This window comes from Mycobacterium noviomagense, assembly GCF_010731635.1.
GTDB classification, from domain to species: Bacteria; Actinomycetota; Actinomycetes; order Mycobacteriales; family Mycobacteriaceae; genus Mycobacterium; species Mycobacterium noviomagense.
In genome coordinates, this window is record NZ_AP022583.1 from 3,210,543 (window position 1) to 3,226,783 (window position 16,241).

General features: G+C 64.5%; 15 protein-coding genes. 11 read left to right on the forward strand and 4 right to left on the reverse strand.

Annotated features, from left to right (window positions below; all coding sequences use genetic code 11):
* Positions 1–15: 15 nt before the first annotated feature.
* Complete coding sequence (locus tag G6N15_RS15140) at positions 16–885, forward strand: SDR family oxidoreductase (RefSeq protein WP_083088363.1); 870 nt, start codon at positions 16–18, stop codon at positions 883–885.
* Positions 886–977: 92 nt separating this feature from the next.
* On the opposite strand, the gene G6N15_RS15145 is transcribed toward G6N15_RS15140, so the two are convergent.
* Positions 978–2,024, reverse strand: a complete 1,047-nt coding sequence (locus G6N15_RS15145) for a DNA polymerase IV (RefSeq protein WP_083088362.1) — start codon at positions 2,022–2,024, stop codon at positions 978–980.
* Entirely contained in the window at positions 2,012–2,617 is a 606-nt protein-coding gene (locus tag G6N15_RS15150; RefSeq protein ID WP_232070245.1) for a TetR/AcrR family transcriptional regulator, read from the reverse strand. The genes G6N15_RS15145 and G6N15_RS15150 overlap by 13 nt, the downstream gene beginning before the upstream one ends.
* 85 nt (positions 2,618–2,702) lie before the next feature.
* Here G6N15_RS15150 and G6N15_RS15155 point away from each other — a divergent pair, with 85 nt between their 5' ends.
* From G6N15_RS15155 to G6N15_RS15190, 8 genes are all read left to right on the forward strand, one after another.
* Positions 2,703–3,257: an NAD(P)H-dependent oxidoreductase gene (locus G6N15_RS15155; RefSeq protein WP_083088360.1), complete on the forward strand. Its 555-nt coding sequence runs from the start codon at positions 2,703–2,705 to the stop codon at positions 3,255–3,257.
* A gap of 467 nt (positions 3,258–3,724) precedes the next feature.
* Positions 3,725–3,964, forward strand: coding sequence for a redoxin NrdH (locus G6N15_RS15160; RefSeq protein ID WP_083088359.1), 240 nt, complete (start codon positions 3,725–3,727; stop codon positions 3,962–3,964).
* A 4-nt stretch (positions 3,965–3,968) separates the two neighbouring features.
* A complete protein-coding gene (gene nrdI / locus G6N15_RS15165) occupies positions 3,969–4,424 on the forward strand; it encodes a class Ib ribonucleoside-diphosphate reductase assembly flavoprotein NrdI (RefSeq protein WP_139797875.1) in 456 nt (151 codons plus the stop codon).
* Positions 4,391–6,562: a class 1b ribonucleoside-diphosphate reductase subunit alpha gene (gene nrdE / locus G6N15_RS15170; RefSeq protein WP_083088357.1), complete on the forward strand. Its 2,172-nt coding sequence runs from the start codon at positions 4,391–4,393 to the stop codon at positions 6,560–6,562. Before nrdI ends, nrdE begins: the two co-directional genes overlap by 34 nt.
* Positions 6,563–6,709: 147 nt before the next feature.
* On the forward strand, positions 6,710–7,453 hold the full coding sequence (locus G6N15_RS15175) for a TetR/AcrR family transcriptional regulator (protein ID WP_083088397.1): 744 nt from the start codon (positions 6,710–6,712) through the stop codon (positions 7,451–7,453).
* 125 nt (positions 7,454–7,578) lie between these two features.
* Positions 7,579–9,132 (forward strand): flavin-containing monooxygenase, encoded by a 1,554-nt coding sequence (locus tag G6N15_RS15180; RefSeq protein ID WP_083088356.1) that lies wholly within the window; start codon positions 7,579–7,581, stop codon positions 9,130–9,132.
* 121 nt (positions 9,133–9,253) lie between these two features.
* Complete coding sequence (gene nrdF, locus G6N15_RS15185; protein WP_139797874.1) at positions 9,254–10,228, forward strand: class 1b ribonucleoside-diphosphate reductase subunit beta; 975 nt, start codon at positions 9,254–9,256, stop codon at positions 10,226–10,228.
* 109 nt (positions 10,229–10,337) lie between these two features.
* Entirely contained in the window at positions 10,338–10,694 is a 357-nt protein-coding gene (locus tag G6N15_RS15190) for a DUF3349 domain-containing protein (protein ID WP_083088355.1), read from the forward strand.
* A gap of 25 nt (positions 10,695–10,719) precedes the next feature.
* Here G6N15_RS15190 and G6N15_RS15195 read toward each other — a convergent pair whose 3' ends face one another.
* Positions 10,720–11,760 (reverse strand): NAD(P)-dependent alcohol dehydrogenase, encoded by a 1,041-nt coding sequence (locus G6N15_RS15195; RefSeq protein WP_083088354.1) that lies wholly within the window; start codon positions 11,758–11,760, stop codon positions 10,720–10,722.
* Positions 11,761–11,918: 158 nt separating this feature from the next.
* Complete coding sequence (locus tag G6N15_RS15200) at positions 11,919–13,028, reverse strand: iron-siderophore ABC transporter substrate-binding protein (RefSeq protein ID WP_083088353.1); 1,110 nt, start codon at positions 13,026–13,028, stop codon at positions 11,919–11,921.
* 185 nt (positions 13,029–13,213) lie between these two features.
* On the opposite strand from G6N15_RS15200, the gene ctaD reads away from it, so the two are divergent.
* Positions 13,214–14,959 (forward strand): aa3-type cytochrome oxidase subunit I, encoded by a 1,746-nt coding sequence (ctaD, locus tag G6N15_RS15205; protein ID WP_083088395.1) that lies wholly within the window; start codon positions 13,214–13,216, stop codon positions 14,957–14,959.
* A gap of 25 nt (positions 14,960–14,984) precedes the next feature.
* Positions 14,985–16,220, forward strand: a complete 1,236-nt coding sequence (serB, locus tag G6N15_RS15210; RefSeq protein WP_083088352.1) for a phosphoserine phosphatase SerB — start codon at positions 14,985–14,987, stop codon at positions 16,218–16,220.
* Positions 16,221–16,241: the final 21 nt, after the last annotated feature.

Genomic DNA, 16,241 nt, shown 5'->3' on the forward strand with positions numbered 1-16,241 from the left:
GTATCGTCTACCGCCATGGCGCAAACAGAGCCACGCGGGTATTTCGGGGGTAAGAGGTGCTTTCTCACCGGCGCGGCCAGCGGCATCGGCCGTGCGACCGCCTTGCGGCTGGCCGCCCAGGGCGCCGAGTTGTACCTGACCGACCGCAACGCCGAGGGTCTGGCCGAAACGGTGGCCGACGCCCGCGCGCTGGGTGCGCAGGTGCCCGAACACCGCTCGCTGGATGTCGCCGACTATCACGAGGTCGCTTCGTTCGCCGCCGACATCCACACCCGGCACCCGAGCATGGATCTCGTGATGAACATCGCGGGAGTGTCGGCGTGGGGAACGGTCGACCAGCTCAGCCATGAGCAGTGGAGCAAGCTGGTCGCGATCAACCTGATGGGTCCCATCCACGTGATCGAGTCGTTCATCCCGCCGATGATGGCGGCCGGTCGCGGCGGACACCTGGTCAACGTGTCCTCGGCAGCCGGGCTGGTTGCTTTGCCCTGGCATGCCGCTTACAGCGCAAGCAAATACGGCTTGCGCGGGCTTTCCGAAGTGTTGCGCTTCGATCTGGCCCGCCACCGTATCGGCGTGTCGGTGGTGGTGCCGGGCGCGGTCAACACCCCGCTGGTCAACACGGTCGAAATCGCGGGGGTCGACCGCGACGACCCCAGAGTGAAGCGCTGGGTGGACCGCTTCAGTGGTCATGCCGTGACGCCGGAGAAAGCCGCTGAGAAGATCCTGGCCGGCGTCGCGAAAAACCGGTTCCTGATCTACACGTCCGCCGATATTCGCGCGTTGTATATGTTCAAACGGATGGCGTGGTGGCCCTACAGCGTCGCGATGCGTCAAGTGAACGTGGTCTTTACCCGCGCGCTGCGGCCATCGGCGGCTCCATAGCGCACCGAAACTGCGGTGACGGCGCGGTTTTCGCACCGTTGGTCGCCATGGGCGCAGGATGGGCGGCCTGAGCGCAGTTTCGAACGGCACTCTTACGGCGGCATCTGTAGTTCGAGGCGCACACCGAGTAACCGCACCGGCCGGTCAAGTTCGAAGAGGTCGAGCACTCGCAGCGCGGCGGCGACGATGATGTCGGCGTCGGTGGTCGGCGCATCGAGCTTGCGGATTTTGGTGCGGGTATAAAACGTCGACGTGCGCACTGTGACGGCAACTCGGGTCACGATGCGAGATTGGGCCACCACGTCAGCCAGCGCTTGCCGCGCCAATTCGGTTACAACGGAGTCCATTTCTGCTCGGGCGGTAATGTCACGCGGGAACGTGACGACGTGGCTGCGGGATCGCGGCACCCATGGCTCGGCGCTGACATCGGTGTCGCCGCCGCCCTTGGCCAGCAACAGAAGCCATAGTCCGATTCGCGGCCCGAAGGTCGAGGTGAGCAGCTCAGCGTGGGTGTTCGCAAGCTGGCCGATCGTCGTGATTCCAAGACCGGCAAGCTTTTTCGCTGTCTTAGGGCCTACACCCCAGAGCGCGTCGACTGGCCGGTCGGCCATCACGGCCATCCAATTGGCATCGGTGAGCTGGTAGATGCCGGCCGGTTTCGCGAATCCGGTAGCGACTTTGGCGCGCTGCTTGTTGTCGCTGATTCCGACAGAGCAGGAGAGCCCGGTTTCGGCCGCGATGACGGTGCGGATCTGTTCGGCGACGTCGACAGCGTCGGTGCCTGCGGGCACTCCGACGTACGCCTCATCCCAGCCCCAGACCTCGACCGGGTAGCCGAGGTCGCGCAGCAGTTCCATCACTTGATCGGAGGCCGCGTCATAGGCGGCTGGATCCGATGGCAGGAAGGTGGCGTCGGGGCAGCGCCGGGCCGCGGTGCGCAAGGGCATGCCCGCGTGCACCCCGAATTCGCGGGCCTCATACGAGGCGCAGGTGACGACCTTGCGGGGTTCGTTCGGGTCGCCGCTGCCGCCCACAATGACCGGCAGCCCGGCCAGGTCGGGATGACGACGTAACTCGACCGCTGCCAGGAACTGGTCGAGGTCGACGTGTAGCACCCAGCCCGTGCTCACCGCCCGCATAGCTTGCGCGCCAGGCTTTCCCACGCGTCGCCCAACGATGCGACGGTGTGGCCGCGATCGTTGAGCTGGTGCTCGACGTAGTCGGCGTCGAGAAGCGCCAGCAACGCGTCGGTCTGGGCATCCAGGTCGCCCGTGCTCTGAGCCGAGGCCAGCAGCATCCGGACATGGGTGTACAGCAGCAGCATTGCCGGCGCGTTGTGGCGGGTCTGCGGGTCGCGGCTGGCCGCGGAGAGCAGGGCGTGGTGGGTATGGACGAAGCGCTGCCGCTCGCGACCGAATGCGAGCAGGCGATCGAGAGGCGGCGCATCCGGGCCCAGTGGCGGCGGGCCGAACAGGAAAGCCTCCTGGAGGCGGCGCTCGTCTTCGTCAAGCAGCACCATCATCAGACGGGCGCGGCTGCCGAACCGCCGGAACACCGTGCCCTTGCCCACCCCGGCCGCAGCGGCGATGTCGTCCATGGTCACCGCGTCGGCGCCGCGTTCGGCGATCAGCCGGCGGGCCGCATCGAGCAACAGGGTGCGGTTGCGTGCCGCGTCCCCGCGCTCTTGCGGCGCGGAAACGGGCAGCTCACGCGTGTGGTCGACGAGCCTCACCTCTGCACTGTAGCGCGACCGGAATAAATCGGACCACGGTCCGGTTCGGTCGTGCAAGGATGTAGGAACAACGGAAAGGGACCACATGTCGGATCGCAAGTCGGACATCAAGGTGCTCGCACTGGTGGGAAGCCTGCGCGCGGCGTCGGTCAACCGTCAGATCGCGCAGCTGGCGAGTGAGGTCGCCCCCGAGGGCGTCACGGTCACCGTGTTCGACGGACTCGGTGAGCTGCCCTTCTACAACGAGGACATCGACAACGCCGACGTACCGGCTTCGGTGACCGCGCTGCGTGCCGCCGCTGCCGACGCCGACGCTGCCCTGGTGGTGACGCCCGAATACAACGGCAGCATTCCCGGTGTCATGAAGAACGCGATCGACTGGCTGTCGCGGCCGCTCGGCAACAGTGCGTTGAAAGACAAGCCGCTGGCGGTCATCGGCGGGTCGCTGGGTCGCTATGGCGGGGTGTGGGCGCACGACGAGACCCGCAAGTCGTTCGGGATTGCCGGGCCGCGCGTCGTCGAGGCGATCAAGCTCTCGGTGCCGTTCCAGTCGCTTGATGGCAAGCACCCGCGGGAGAACGCCGAACTGGTGTCCAACGTGCGCGATGTGGTGGGCAAGCTGGCCGCCGAAGTGAGCTAACCCGATGTGACGAAGCCGCCGGGGGGCCTCGATGGGCCCGCCGGCGGCTTTGCTGTAGCCGCGCAGGCCAGGACTTAACCACCGCCGATGTCAGTGGCAGGTGGTAAGTCTGTCGGCATGGCAATGATGCGGCCACAGTGGGCCCGAATTGTGATCTACGACACGCCGACGCGGCACCATTGACTGTGCTTACGACCAGGGAATTTCACGAATGTTGTTCAGAACATCTTGTATCTCTTCTTATTGTCACCCACTAGGTGTAGTGTTTGAGCGACCGACAGACCCCAGGCTCGCCACGCCGGTCCAGCTTGGTGAGGTTCCGGAAATCCGGTATCGGCGCGTCATAAGCGCGGCGGTGCGAGGCACCGGGATTTCGGGGTCTGACGGTCTGCCGAGTAGCCGTGCAGAGGTAGTGCCCAAGAAGTTGCCAGTCCGCCCAGTCGTTCTGCAGAGGAGCCGAACCGCCGATGACCATCACCGTGTACACCAAGCCCGCATGTGTGCAGTGCAACGCCACCTATAAGGCGCTGGACAAGCAGGGTATTGCCTACCAGACGGTCGACATCACGCTGGACTCCGAGGCGCGGGACTACGTGATGGCCCTGGGTTACCTGCAGGCGCCGGTGGTCGTGGCGGGCAACGAGCACTGGTCCGGTTTCCGTCCCGACCGCATCAAGGCGCTCGCGGGAGCCGCGCTCACCGCGTAAGGAGATTGCGGTGCCGTCGTCCAGCCTGGTGTATTTCTCCAGCGTGTCGGAGAACACCCACCGATTCGTGCAGAAGCTCGGTATCCCCGCCACGCGCATACCGCTGCATGGCCGCATCGAGGTGGATCAGCCTTACGTCTTGGTGCTGCCCACCTACGGTGGCGGTCGGGCGACCCCCAACATCAACGACGGCGGCTATGTGCCCAAGCAGGTCATCGCGTTCTTGAACAACGAGCACAACCGAGCGTTGTTGCGCGGCGTGATCGCAGCAGGCAACACCAACTTCGGTGCGGAATTCTGCTATGCGGGCGAGGTGGTCTCGCGCAAGTGCGGCGTTCCCTACCTCTACCGATTCGAACTCATGGGAACCGACGAGGACGTCCAAGCCGTCCGCGCGGGCCTGGCTGACTTCTGGAAGGACGAGACGTGTCACCGACTCTCACAGCTGCAGAGCCTGTAGCTGCTGCCGGGCGCAGCCCGGCGCAGGGCGAAACGGACTACCACGCCCTGAACGCGATGCTGAATCTGTACGACGCCGATGGCAAGATTCAGTTCGACAAGGACCGGGAAGCCGCGCACCAGTACTTCCTGCAGCACGTCAACCAGAACACGGTGTTCTTCCACAATTACGACGAAAAGCTCGACTACCTGATCCGCGAGAACTACTACGAGCGTGAGGTTCTCGACCAATACTCGCGCAACTTCGTCAAGTCCCTACTCGACCGGGCCTACGCCAAGAAGTTCCGGTTCCCGACGTTTCTGGGCGCGTTCAAGTACTACACCTCCTACACGCTGAAAACGTTCGACGGCAAGCGCTATCTGGAGCGTTTCGAGGACCGGGTGTGCATGGTGGCGCTCACCTTGGCCGCCGGCGACACCGCGCTGGCTGAGAAGCTGGTCGACGAAATCATCGACGGCCGTTTCCAGCCGGCCACCCCGACGTTCCTCAACTCGGGCAAGAAGCAGCGCGGCGAGCCAGTGAGCTGCTTTTTACTTCGCATCGAGGACAACATGGAGTCCATCGGGCGGGCCATCAACTCCGCGCTGCAGCTGTCCAAGCGTGGTGGGGGAGTTGCGTTGTTGCTCACCAACATTCGCGAGCATGGCGCGCCGATCAAGAACATCGAGAACCAGAGTTCGGGCGTCATCCCGATCATGAAGCTGCTGGAGGACTCGTTTTCCTACGCCAATCAGCTCGGCGCGCGCCAGGGTGCCGGAGCGGTGTACCTGCACGCGCATCACCCCGACATCTACCGCTTCCTGGACACCAAGCGCGAGAACGCCGACGAGAAGATCCGCATCAAGACGCTGAGCCTCGGTGTGGTGATCCCCGACATTACCTTCGAGCTGGCCAAGCGCAACGAGGACATGTACCTGTTCTCGCCGTACGACGTCGAACGGGTTTATGGTGTGCCGTTCGCCGACATCTCGGTGACCGAGAAGTACTACGAGATGGTCGACAACCCCCGCATCCGCAAGTCCAAGATCAAGGCGCGGGAGTTCTTCCAGACGCTGGCCGAGCTGCAGTTCGAGTCCGGCTATCCCTACATCATGTTCGAGGACACGGTGAATCGGGCTAATCCTATCGAGGGCAAGATCACTCACTCGAACCTGTGCTCGGAGATCCTGCAGGTGTCGACGCCGTCATACTTCAATGACGATCTGTCGTACGCCAAAGTGGGCAAAGACATTTCGTGCAACCTTGGGTCGCTGAACATCGCCAAGACGATGGACTCGCCGGATTTCGCGCAGACCATCGAGGTGGCGATCCGGGCGCTGACGGCCGTGTCGGACCAGACCCACATCTACTCGGTGCCGTCGATCGAGAAGGGCAACAACGAGTCTCACGCCATCGGGTTGGGGCAGATGAACCTGCACGGCTACCTGGCCCGCGAGCGTATCTTCTACGGGTCAGAAGAGGGCATCGATTTCACCAACATCTACTTCTACACGGTGCTCTACCACGCGCTGCGGGCGTCGAATCGTATTGCGATCGAACGCGGCACCCATTTCAAGGGGTTCGAGCGGTCGAAGTACGCGACGGGTGAGTTCTTCGACAAATACACCGACCAGGTCTGGGAACCCAAGACGCCGAAGGTGCGCCAACTCTTCGCCGACGCCGGCATCCGCATTCCGACCCAAGACGATTGGCGACGGCTGAAAGAGTCGGTGCAAGCGCACGGTATCTACAACCAGAACCTGCAGGCGGTGCCGCCGACCGGGTCGATCTCGTACATCAACCACTCCACCAGCTCGATCCACCCGATCGTGTCGAAGGTGGAGATCCGCAAGGAAGGCAAGATCGGGCGCGTCTACTACCCGGCGCCGTACATGACCAACGACAACCTGGAGTACTACCAGGACGCCTACGAGATCGGCTACGAGAAGATCATCGACACATATGCCGCGGCCACCCAGCACGTTGACCAAGGGCTGTCGCTGACGCTGTTCTTCAAGGACACCGCGACCACTCGCGACGTGAACAAGGCGCAGATCTACGCCTGGCGCAAGGGCATCAAGACGCTGTACTACATACGGCTGCGCCAGATGGCTTTGGAAGGCACCGAGGTCGAAGGCTGCGTCTCCTGCATGCTGTGACCCGCCGGCCGAGCGTGAACCTCACGGCGGTTTCACGGCGTGTCGCGTCGGCAAATTCACACTCGGGGAGCGCGTCGACGCGTCGCGAGTCCCGAAGACCAGGCAGTCTGCCCAGGTCAGCGACGGCAACGCGGTAAAGTGCTTGACGTGGTGAGAATTCCCCGACCCCACGCCCCGAGCGCGAAGCCTGGGGTGAAGGTCGACGCGCGCAGCGAACGCTGGCGCGAGCACCGCAAGAAGGTACGCGGCGAGATCGTCGAGGCGGCCTTCCGCGCCATCGACCGGTTAGGCCCCGACGTGAGCGTGCGCGAGATCGCCGAGGAGGCCGGCACCGCCAAGCCCAAGATCTACCGCCACTTCACCGACAAGTCCGATTTGTTCCAGGCGATCGGCGAACGGCTGCGCGACATGCTGTGGGCGGCGATCTTCCCCTCGGTCGACTTCTCCACCAACTCTGCCCGCGACGTCGTCCGCCGCGCGGTCGAGGAGTACGTCAACCTCGTCGACCAGCATCCCAACGTGCTGCGGTTCTTCATCCAGGGCCGCTTCCCCGAGCAGTCCGAGGCGACGATGCGGACGCTCAACGAAGGTCGTGAGATCACGCTCGCGATGGCGGAGATGTTCAACAACGAGCTTCGGGAAATGGACCTCGAGCGCGCCGCGATCGAACTGGCCGCATTCGCCGCGTTCGGATCGGCCCAGTCGGCAACCGACTGGTGGCTGGGCCCCAGCCCGGACAGCCCGCGTCGGATGCCGCGTGACGAGTTCGTGGCGCACCTGACGACGATCATGATGGGCGTGATCAGCAGCACCGCCGAGGTGCTCGGCATCACGATGGACCCTGACCTGCCGATCCACCACGTGGTGCCGCGCAACTCCGCTGCGGGGTAGCCGGCGTTGACATCGCTGCTGCGATCGGCAACACTCATCCGATACCCCGGGTACCGGGTACTTGCGTCGCAAGGCGCTTCACGCGCTCGCCGCTAACAACACCCTGAACAGGAAGACCACTCGCCATGACCGTTGCCGAGCCGATGCCACAGCCCGCCACGCAACCACCGCCTGTGCACACCCGCGCGTTGATCATCGGGACGGGATTCTCCGGTCTTGGCATGGCCATCGCGCTGCAGAAGCAGGGCGTAGATTTCCTCATCCTGGAGAAGGCCGACGATGTCGGCGGCACCTGGCGCGACAACAGCTACCCGGGTTGTGCCTGCGACGTGCCGTCGCACCTGTACTCCTTCTCGTTCGAACCGAAGGCGACCTGGAGCAAGCTGTTCTCCCCGCAACCGGAGATCCTGGACTACCTCAAGGGCGTCACCGACAAGTACGGGCTGCGCCGCTACATCCGGTTCGGTTCGCTGGTGGACCGCGCGCACTGGGATGACGGCGAATACCGCTGGCATGTATTCACCGAGTCCGGACAGGAGTACGTGGCCCAGTTCGTCATCTCGGGTGCCGGGGCGCTGCACATCCCGCGCCTCCCGGACATTGACGGCATCGACGAATTCGCCGGTGCCGCTTTCCATTCGGCGCAGTGGGATCACAGCGTCGATTTAAAGGGCAAGCGGGTCGCGGTGATCGGCACCGGTGCCAGCGCGATTCAGATCGTCCCGGCGATTGTCAACGAGGTCGCCCAGTTGCACGTGTATCAGCGCACTCCGCCGTGGGTGGTGCCAGTGCCGTTCGCTCCGCTTCCGAACGCGTTGCGCCAGGCATTCGCGACCGTCCCCGGCGTGCGTCTAGCGGTACGTTCCGGCATCTACTGGGGGCTGGAAACCGTCGGATACGCGATGACGCAGCAGCCCGGATTGCTGAGAGCTATCGAGGCGATCGGCAAGTGGAACATCCGGCGCAATGTCCACGACAAGGAATTGCGCCGCAAGCTCACGCCGCGCTACCGCGCAGGCTGCAAACGAATCCTCTACTCCGGCAATAACTATTACCGAGCGGTGGCTAACCCGAAGACGACGCTGATCACCGAACGGATCACGCGCATCAGCCCGGACGGTATCGTCACCGACGACGGCGTCGAGCACCCGGTCGATGTCATCGTGTATGCCACCGGTTTTCACGTCACCGACTCCTACACCTACGTCGACGTCAAGGGCCCCCGCGGGGAAGACCTGGTGGACCGGTGGAACCGCGAGGGTGTCGTCGCACACCGCGGGATCGCCGTCGCCGACATGCCCAACCTGTTCTTCCTGCTGGGCCCGAACACCGGTCTGGGGCACACCTCGGTGGTGTTCATGATCGAGTCGCAGATCCACTATGCCGCCGAGGCGATCGCGGCTTGCGACCGACTCGACGCGCAGGCGCTGGCACCCACCCGTGCCGCGCAGGACCGGTTCAACGAGGAGCTGCAACACAAGCTGGCCGGCTCGGTGTGGAACACCGGCGGCTGCAGCAGCTGGTACCTCGACGAGCACGGTGTCAACCGAACACTGTGGAGCGGCATGACGTGGCAGTACTGGTTAGCTACCCGCTCGCTCAAACCGGCCGAATACCAGTTCTTCGGGGTAGGCGTCGGCTCGCCGGGCGAGCGGGCGGAGCTTGCCGTCGCCGACTAGCTGTCGCGGCCGCAAAATACGCACGACACAAGGTGTTGTGCTGCAGCAAGTTGTCACACCCCAGGGGTAGTGTTTGAGGCCTGAACACAGCAGACAAATGTCCTGGTGAAGTGGGGTGCTGGTGACCGACAACGTGAAGCTGATCGACCGTGTTTCGGCGATCAACTGGAACCGGCTGCAAGACGAAAAGGACGCCGAGGTCTGGGACCGGCTGACCGGAAACTTCTGGCTGCCCGAAAAGGTGCCGGTATCCAACGACATCCCCTCGTGGAGCACGCTGACTCCCGGCGAGAAGCAGATGACCATGCGGGTGTTCACCGGGCTGACCCTGCTCGACACCATCCAAGGCACCGTCGGGGCGGTCAGCCTGATCCCCGATGCGTTGACGCCGCATGAGGAAGCCGTCTACACCAACATCGCGTTCATGGAGTCGGTGCACGCCCGCAGCTACAGCAACATCTTCTCCACACTGTGCTCGACCGCCGAGATCGACGACGCGTTCCGCTGGTCGGAGGAAAACCCCAACTTGCAGCGCAAAGCCGAGATCGTGATGCAGTACTACAAGGGTGACGAGCCGCTCAAGCGCAAAGTGGCCTCGACGCTGTTGGAAAGCTTCCTTTTCTACTCGGGCTTCTACTTGCCGATGTACTGGTCGAGCCGGGCCAAGCTGACCAACACCGCGGACATGATCCGCTTGATCATCCGTGACGAGGCCGTGCACGGCTACTACATCGGCTACAAGTACCAGCGTGGGCTGGCGCTCGAGGACGCCGCCAAGCAGGCCGAGCTGAAGGACTACACCTATGAGCTGCTGTTCGAGCTCTACGACAATGAGGTGGAGTACACCCAGGATCTCTACGACGAGGTCGGGTTGACGGAAGACGTCAAAAAGTTCTTGCGCTACAACGCCAATAAGGCATTGATGAACCTTGGTTACGAGGCGCTGTTCCCACGCGACGAGACCGACGTGAACCCGGCGATCCTGTCGGCGCTATCCCCCAACGCCGACGAGAACCACGACTTCTTCTCCGGTTCGGGATCGTCGTATGTGATCGGCAAGGCCGTCGTCACCGAAGACGAAGACTGGGACTTCTAGAACATCGCGGAGCAGCGGCATGCCGCGTCGGCTGTGAACGGCGTGTGAATTGTGCCAATTATGCACCGCCACAGTGGCGCTGGTGAGTACGCGACAGAAAACTGGTGACATGGCGAGCGAGTCGTTTTTGAGTTCGGTGTTGGAGTGGCTACAAACGGGCTATCCCGATGGCGTGCCGGGGCCCGACCGTGTACCGCTTCTGGCGCTGTTGCGCGGCACCGATCTGACCGAGGATCAGGTCCGCGAGGTGGTACAGAAAATCACCACGCCGGGATCCGCAGCACTCGCCGATGGGACGGGCGAAAGCGACGACATCGCCGAGTTTGTCTCCGACATGACGCACTATGACGCGGGCCCGGAGAACATCCGGCGCGTCGCCGGCACGCTCGCCGCCGCCGGCTGGCCGCTGCAAGGTGTCGACCTCACCCGGGCCGGCGACGACGCGGGCCGTGCCACGGCCAGCTGAACAGGCGGCCTGTCAAGCGGAAGCCTTACAGCGTTGAGGTGTCGATGACGAAGCGGTAGCGCACGTCGCTCGCCAACACGCGCTCGTAGGCTTCGTTGATGTAGTCGGCTTCTATGACCTCGATTTCGGGCCGCACGTCGTGCTCGGCGCAGAAGTTCAGCATCTCCTGAGTCTCTTCGATACCGCCGATGTTTGACCCGGCGATGCTGCGCCGCATCAGCACGAGGCCGAAGGCCGGCACCGGCATCGGGTGCTCCGGGATGCCCAGTTCGACGAGCGTGCCGTCGACGTCGAGCAGGTTCAGGTATTGGCCCAGATCGAGGTTGGCCGAAACGGTGTTCAGGATCAGGTCGAAGCTGCCACGCAGCTTGCGGAAGGTCTCACGATCGGAGGTCGCGTAGTACTCGCTGGCGCCCAGGCGCAGCCCGTCCTCCATCTTCTTCAGCGACTGCGACAGCACCGTCACCTCGGCACCCATCGCCTTGCCGAGCTTCACTCCCATGTGGCCGAGGCCCCCTAGGCCGATGACCGCCACCCGCTTGCCGGGCCGGGCGTTCCAATGCCGCAGCGGTGAGTAGAGGGTGATGCCCGCGCACAGTAGCGGCGCCGCGGCGTCGAGCGGCAGCGCGTCGGGGATGCGCAGTACGTAGTTTTCGTCGACGACGATCGCTTGGCTGTATCCGCCTTGGGTCGGTTGGCCATCCCGGCCGATGGCGTTGTAGGTCGTGGTCATTCCGGGCTTGCAGTACTGCTCCAGACCGGCGAGGCAGCTGGTGCACTCGCGGCAGGAGTCCACAAAACAACCGACGCCGACGCGGTCGCCGACCTTGTACTTCGTGACGTCAGAGCCCACAGCGCTGACCACACCGGCGATCTCGTGGCCGGGCACGACCGGGTAATTCGGTTGTCCCCATTCACCTTTGGCGGTGTGGATGTCCGAGTGGCAGATCCCGCAGAACTTGATGTCGATCACCACGTCGTGCGGGCCGGGTTCGCGGCGAGTGATCGTGGTCTTGGTCAGCGGATCGGTCGGCGACGTCGCGGCGTAGGCAGAAACAGTGCTCATGGCAAACCTCTGAGTGCGTCAATTTCAGCAATTGGTGTTTGAGGCAACGTCACCCAGAATAGCATAGGCAGGCTATGTATTCCCTGGCCGTGAGGGCAACATCACAGGCTGCGGCGCGCTCCCATCGCCACGTTACGGACCCGCCAGAACGCCGCCTGTCAGTTGATGGGCGCGTTGACCCAACGCAGGTCGTCGACGATGCCGCGGGCCGCAACGACACCCTGGCCGGTCTGCCACACCTCGTTGTTCACCACGAACACCCGGTTGTCGCGGTAGGCGGACAGCTTGCGCCACGGGTTGCTGTCGAACACGGTCGGGGCGCGGTCTTTGGCGGCCGGCGATGCAAACGACACGTAGACGATGTCGGCGTCGGCCGCCGAGAAATCCGCTGAGCCAGCGAGATCGCTTGTCCCGATTTCGATATACGGCTTGTCGGTAAACCGCTGAGACGCCGGCCGGTCGACACCGACCGCGGTGAGCACGCTGGCCGGAAAGTTGTTGGCGCCGTAGACCCGCAGCGTGCTGTCGGTCAGCTGGACGATCGACGCCTGGTAGTGAGCAGCGTCATGCGCGGCGCCGGTCTGGGCGGCGTGAGCGGCGAAGTCCTTGACGATGGTGTCGGCGGCACTCGCACGGGCCGTCGCCGCGCCGACGCCACGCAGGTTGTCCTCCCAGGCCGCGCCCGGCGGCCCCGTGAACACCGTCGGCGCGATCGCCGCCAGCGCCGGATACAAGTGCGGCGTCAGGGCGACCGAGCCGAGGATCAGGTCCGGTTTGGCCGCCGCGATGGCAGGCACGTCCGGTGCACTGCGCGGCCCCACCCCGGGCAACCGGTGCAGGCCGCCGCCCAGGTAGGAGGGCTGGCTCGAGGAGCCGTCCGGCAGCGCGGCGGCGACGATTCGCGACTGCAGCCCTAACGCGCACAACGCGTCGAGCTGGTCGCCGGAGAGCACCAGGATGCGCTGCGGGTCGGCGGGGACGTCGGCCTTCTCCGGGCTCACGCCGGCGGCGTTCGGCGCCGACCGCGTCGGGGGACCCGGATCCGCCGGCGCCGGTTGCGGCGCACATGACTGGTCGGGCCGGCGCTGGTTGCCCAGAACCCCTGCCCCGGCGATGGTGGTGGTGCTGGTGATCACGGAGCGGGTCGACGACGGATGCTGGCCGCCCAGCGACGCGGGCTTGCAGCTCGAACACAATGTCACCATGACGGCTGTCGTCACGGCAGCTGCGGTCGGCAGAACGCCGGGTCGCACAGGGCCGAACAGCACGGGCTCGACGGTAACATCCGGCTGCCCGCGCCGACCGGTTCAGTTCGGCAGCGTTGCGACGGTGGCCGGGCATTACGGCATTACGACGGTTTGTAGGACCAGTGCGGCCACGGACCTAATCGAACGCTAGGATTCCAGGGAAGATCCCAGGGGCGTCTGCCCCGGATGGATGTTTGGAGGAGCCCTTGACAGCCGAAGCGCCCCCGCTGGGAGAACTGGAGGCCAGTCGTCCGTTCCCGCCCCGGATGGGTCCCAAGGGCAACCTGGTCTACCGGCTGATCACGACGACCGATCACAAGATGATCGGCATCATGTACGTGGTCACCTGCTTCGTCTTCTTTTTCATCGGCGGCTTATTGGCGCTGTTGATGCGCACCGAGTTGGCGGCACCGGGTCTGCAGTTCCTCTCCAACGAGCAGTACAACCAGCTGTTCACCATGCACGGCACGATCATGCTGCTGTTCTACGCCACACCGATCGTGTTCGGGTTCGCCAACTTGGTACTTCCCTTACAGATCGGCGCACCCGACGTCGCGTTCCCGCGGCTCAACGCATTCTCGTATTGGCTGTTTCTCTTCGGCTCGTTGATCGCGATGGCCGGATTCATCACTCCGGGCGGGGCCGCCGACTTCGGATGGACCGCCTATACGCCGCTGACCGACGCCGTCCACTCACCGGGCGCCGGTCCCGACCTGTGGATCATGGGACTGGCAGTCGCCGGCTTGGGCACCATTCTCGGCGCGGTCAACATGATCACCACCGTGGTGTGCATGCGCGCGCCGGGCATGACGATGTTCCGGATGCCGATCTTCACGTGGAACACCCTTATCACGTCTATCCTGGTGCTCATTGCCTTTCCCCTGCTGACCGCGGCCCTGATGGGGTTGGCAGCCGACCGACACCTGGGCGCCCACATCTACGACCCGGCCAACGGCGGCGCGATCCTCTGGCAGCATTTGTTCTGGTTCTTCGGCCATCCCGAGGTCTACATCGTCGCGCTGCCGTTCTTCGGCATCGTCACCGAGATCTTCCCGGTGTTCTCCCGCAAACCGGTCTTCGGGTACACCACGCTGGTCTACGCGACGATGTCGATCGCAGCGTTGTCCGTGGCGGTGTGGGCACACCACATGTTCTCCACCGGAGCTGTTCTGCTGCCGTTCTTTTCGTTCATGACCTATCTGATCGCGGTGCCGACCGGGATCAAGTTCTTCAACTGGATCGGCACCATCTGGAAGGGTCAACTGACGTTCGAAACCCCAATGCTGTTCGCGATAGGTTTCGCGGTCACGTTTCTGCTCGGTGGGCTGACCGGTGTGCTGCTGGCCAGCCCGCCGCTGGACTTCCACGTCACCGACACCTATTTCGTGGTCGCGCACTTCCACTACGTGTTGTTCGGCACGATCGTGTTCTCCACCTTCGCCGGGATCTACTTCTGGTTCCCGAAGATGACCGGTCGGCTGCTCGACGAGCGGCTGGGCAAGCTGCACTTCTGGCTGACCCTGATCGGTTTCCACACCACGTTTTTGGTGCAGCACTGGTTGGGTGACCAAGGCATGCCGCGCCGCTACGCCGACTACCTGCCCAGCGACGGGTTTCAGCCGCTCAACGTCGTCTCGACCGTCGGGGCGTTCATCCTCGGCGCGTCGATGCTCGTGTTCACCTGGAACGTCTTCAAGAGCTGGCGCTACGGCGAACCGGTCACCGTCGACGACCCGTGGGGCTACGGCAACTCACTGGAGTGGGCCACCAGTTGCCCGCCGCCGCGGCACAACTTCTACGAGCTGCCCCGCATCCGCTCCGAGCGCCCGGCCTTCGAGCTGCACTACCCGCACATGGTGGAGCGGCTGCGTGCAGAAGCGCATATCGGCCGCAGTCACGGCCCCGAAGGCGGCGACGTCACCCGAGCCGACGACGTAAGCGTTCGCACGTAATGCGTTGCAGCGGCGGCAATCTGGGGTGAGCACACCGCCGAAGGTGTCAGTGTTGATCACTGTCACCGGTGTTGACAAGCCAGGTGTGACGTCCGCGCTGTTCGAGGTGCTTGCCGGCCACAAGGTCGAGCTGCTCAACGTCGAGCAGGTGGTGATCCGCGGCCGGTTGACGCTGGGCGTACTGGTGTCCGCCACCCTGGAAGCCGCCGAGGGCAAAGCGCTGCGGGAAGAAGTCGAGGCCGCCGTTCACGCCAAGGGTCTCGACGTCACCATCGAGCGCAGCGACGACCTGCCGGTCATCCGCGAACCGTCGACGCACACCATCGTCGTACTCGGCCGGCCCATCACCGCCGACGCGTTCGGGGCGGTGGCGCGCGAAGTGGCCGCGCTGGGAGTCAACATCGACGTGATCCGCGGAGTCTCGGACTACCCGGTGACCGGCCTGCAGCTGCGTGTCTCGGTGCCGCCCGGTGTCGGGGGCCGGCTGCAGGCGGCGCTGACGCAGGTGGCCTTCGAGCAAGGCGTCGACATCGCGGTCGAGGACTACAGCTTGGAGCGACGCGCCAAACGGTTGATCGTGTTCGACGTCGACTCGACCCTCGTCCAAGGCGAGGTCATCGAGATGCTGGCCGCTCGGGTGGGCGCTCAAGACGCGGTCGCGGCGATCACCGAGCAAGCGATGCGCGGCGAACTCGATTTTGCGGCGTCGCTGCAGCAGCGGGTCGCCACCTTGGCGGGACTGCCCGCCGAGGTGCTCGACGAAGTCGCCGAGCAGCTGGAGCTGACCCCCGGCGCACGCACCACACTGCGCACCCTGCGGCGGCTGGGCTATCACATCGGCGTGGTATCGGGGGGTTTCCGGCAGATCATCGAACCGCTCGCGCACGAGCTGATGCTGGACTTCGTCGCCGCCAACGAACTGGAGATCGCCGACGGCAAACTCACCGGCCGGCTGGTCGGCCCGATCATCGACCGGACCGGAAAAGCCAAGGCGCTGCGGGATTTTGCGCACCAGGCCGGGGTGCCGCTGGAGCAGACCGTCGCCGTCGGCGACGGCGCCAACGACATCGACATGCTGGCCACGGCCGGCCTCGGGGTGGCGTTCAACGCCAAGCCCGCACTGCGCGAGGTCGCCGACGCCTCGCTGAGCTACCCCTACCTCGACACCGTGCTGTTTCTGCTGGGCGTCACCCGCGGCGAGATCGAGGCCGCCGACGCGGTCGACGGCGTGTTGCGACGGGTCGAAATCCCGCCCGAATAGCCGGGTGACCCGGCGGATAGT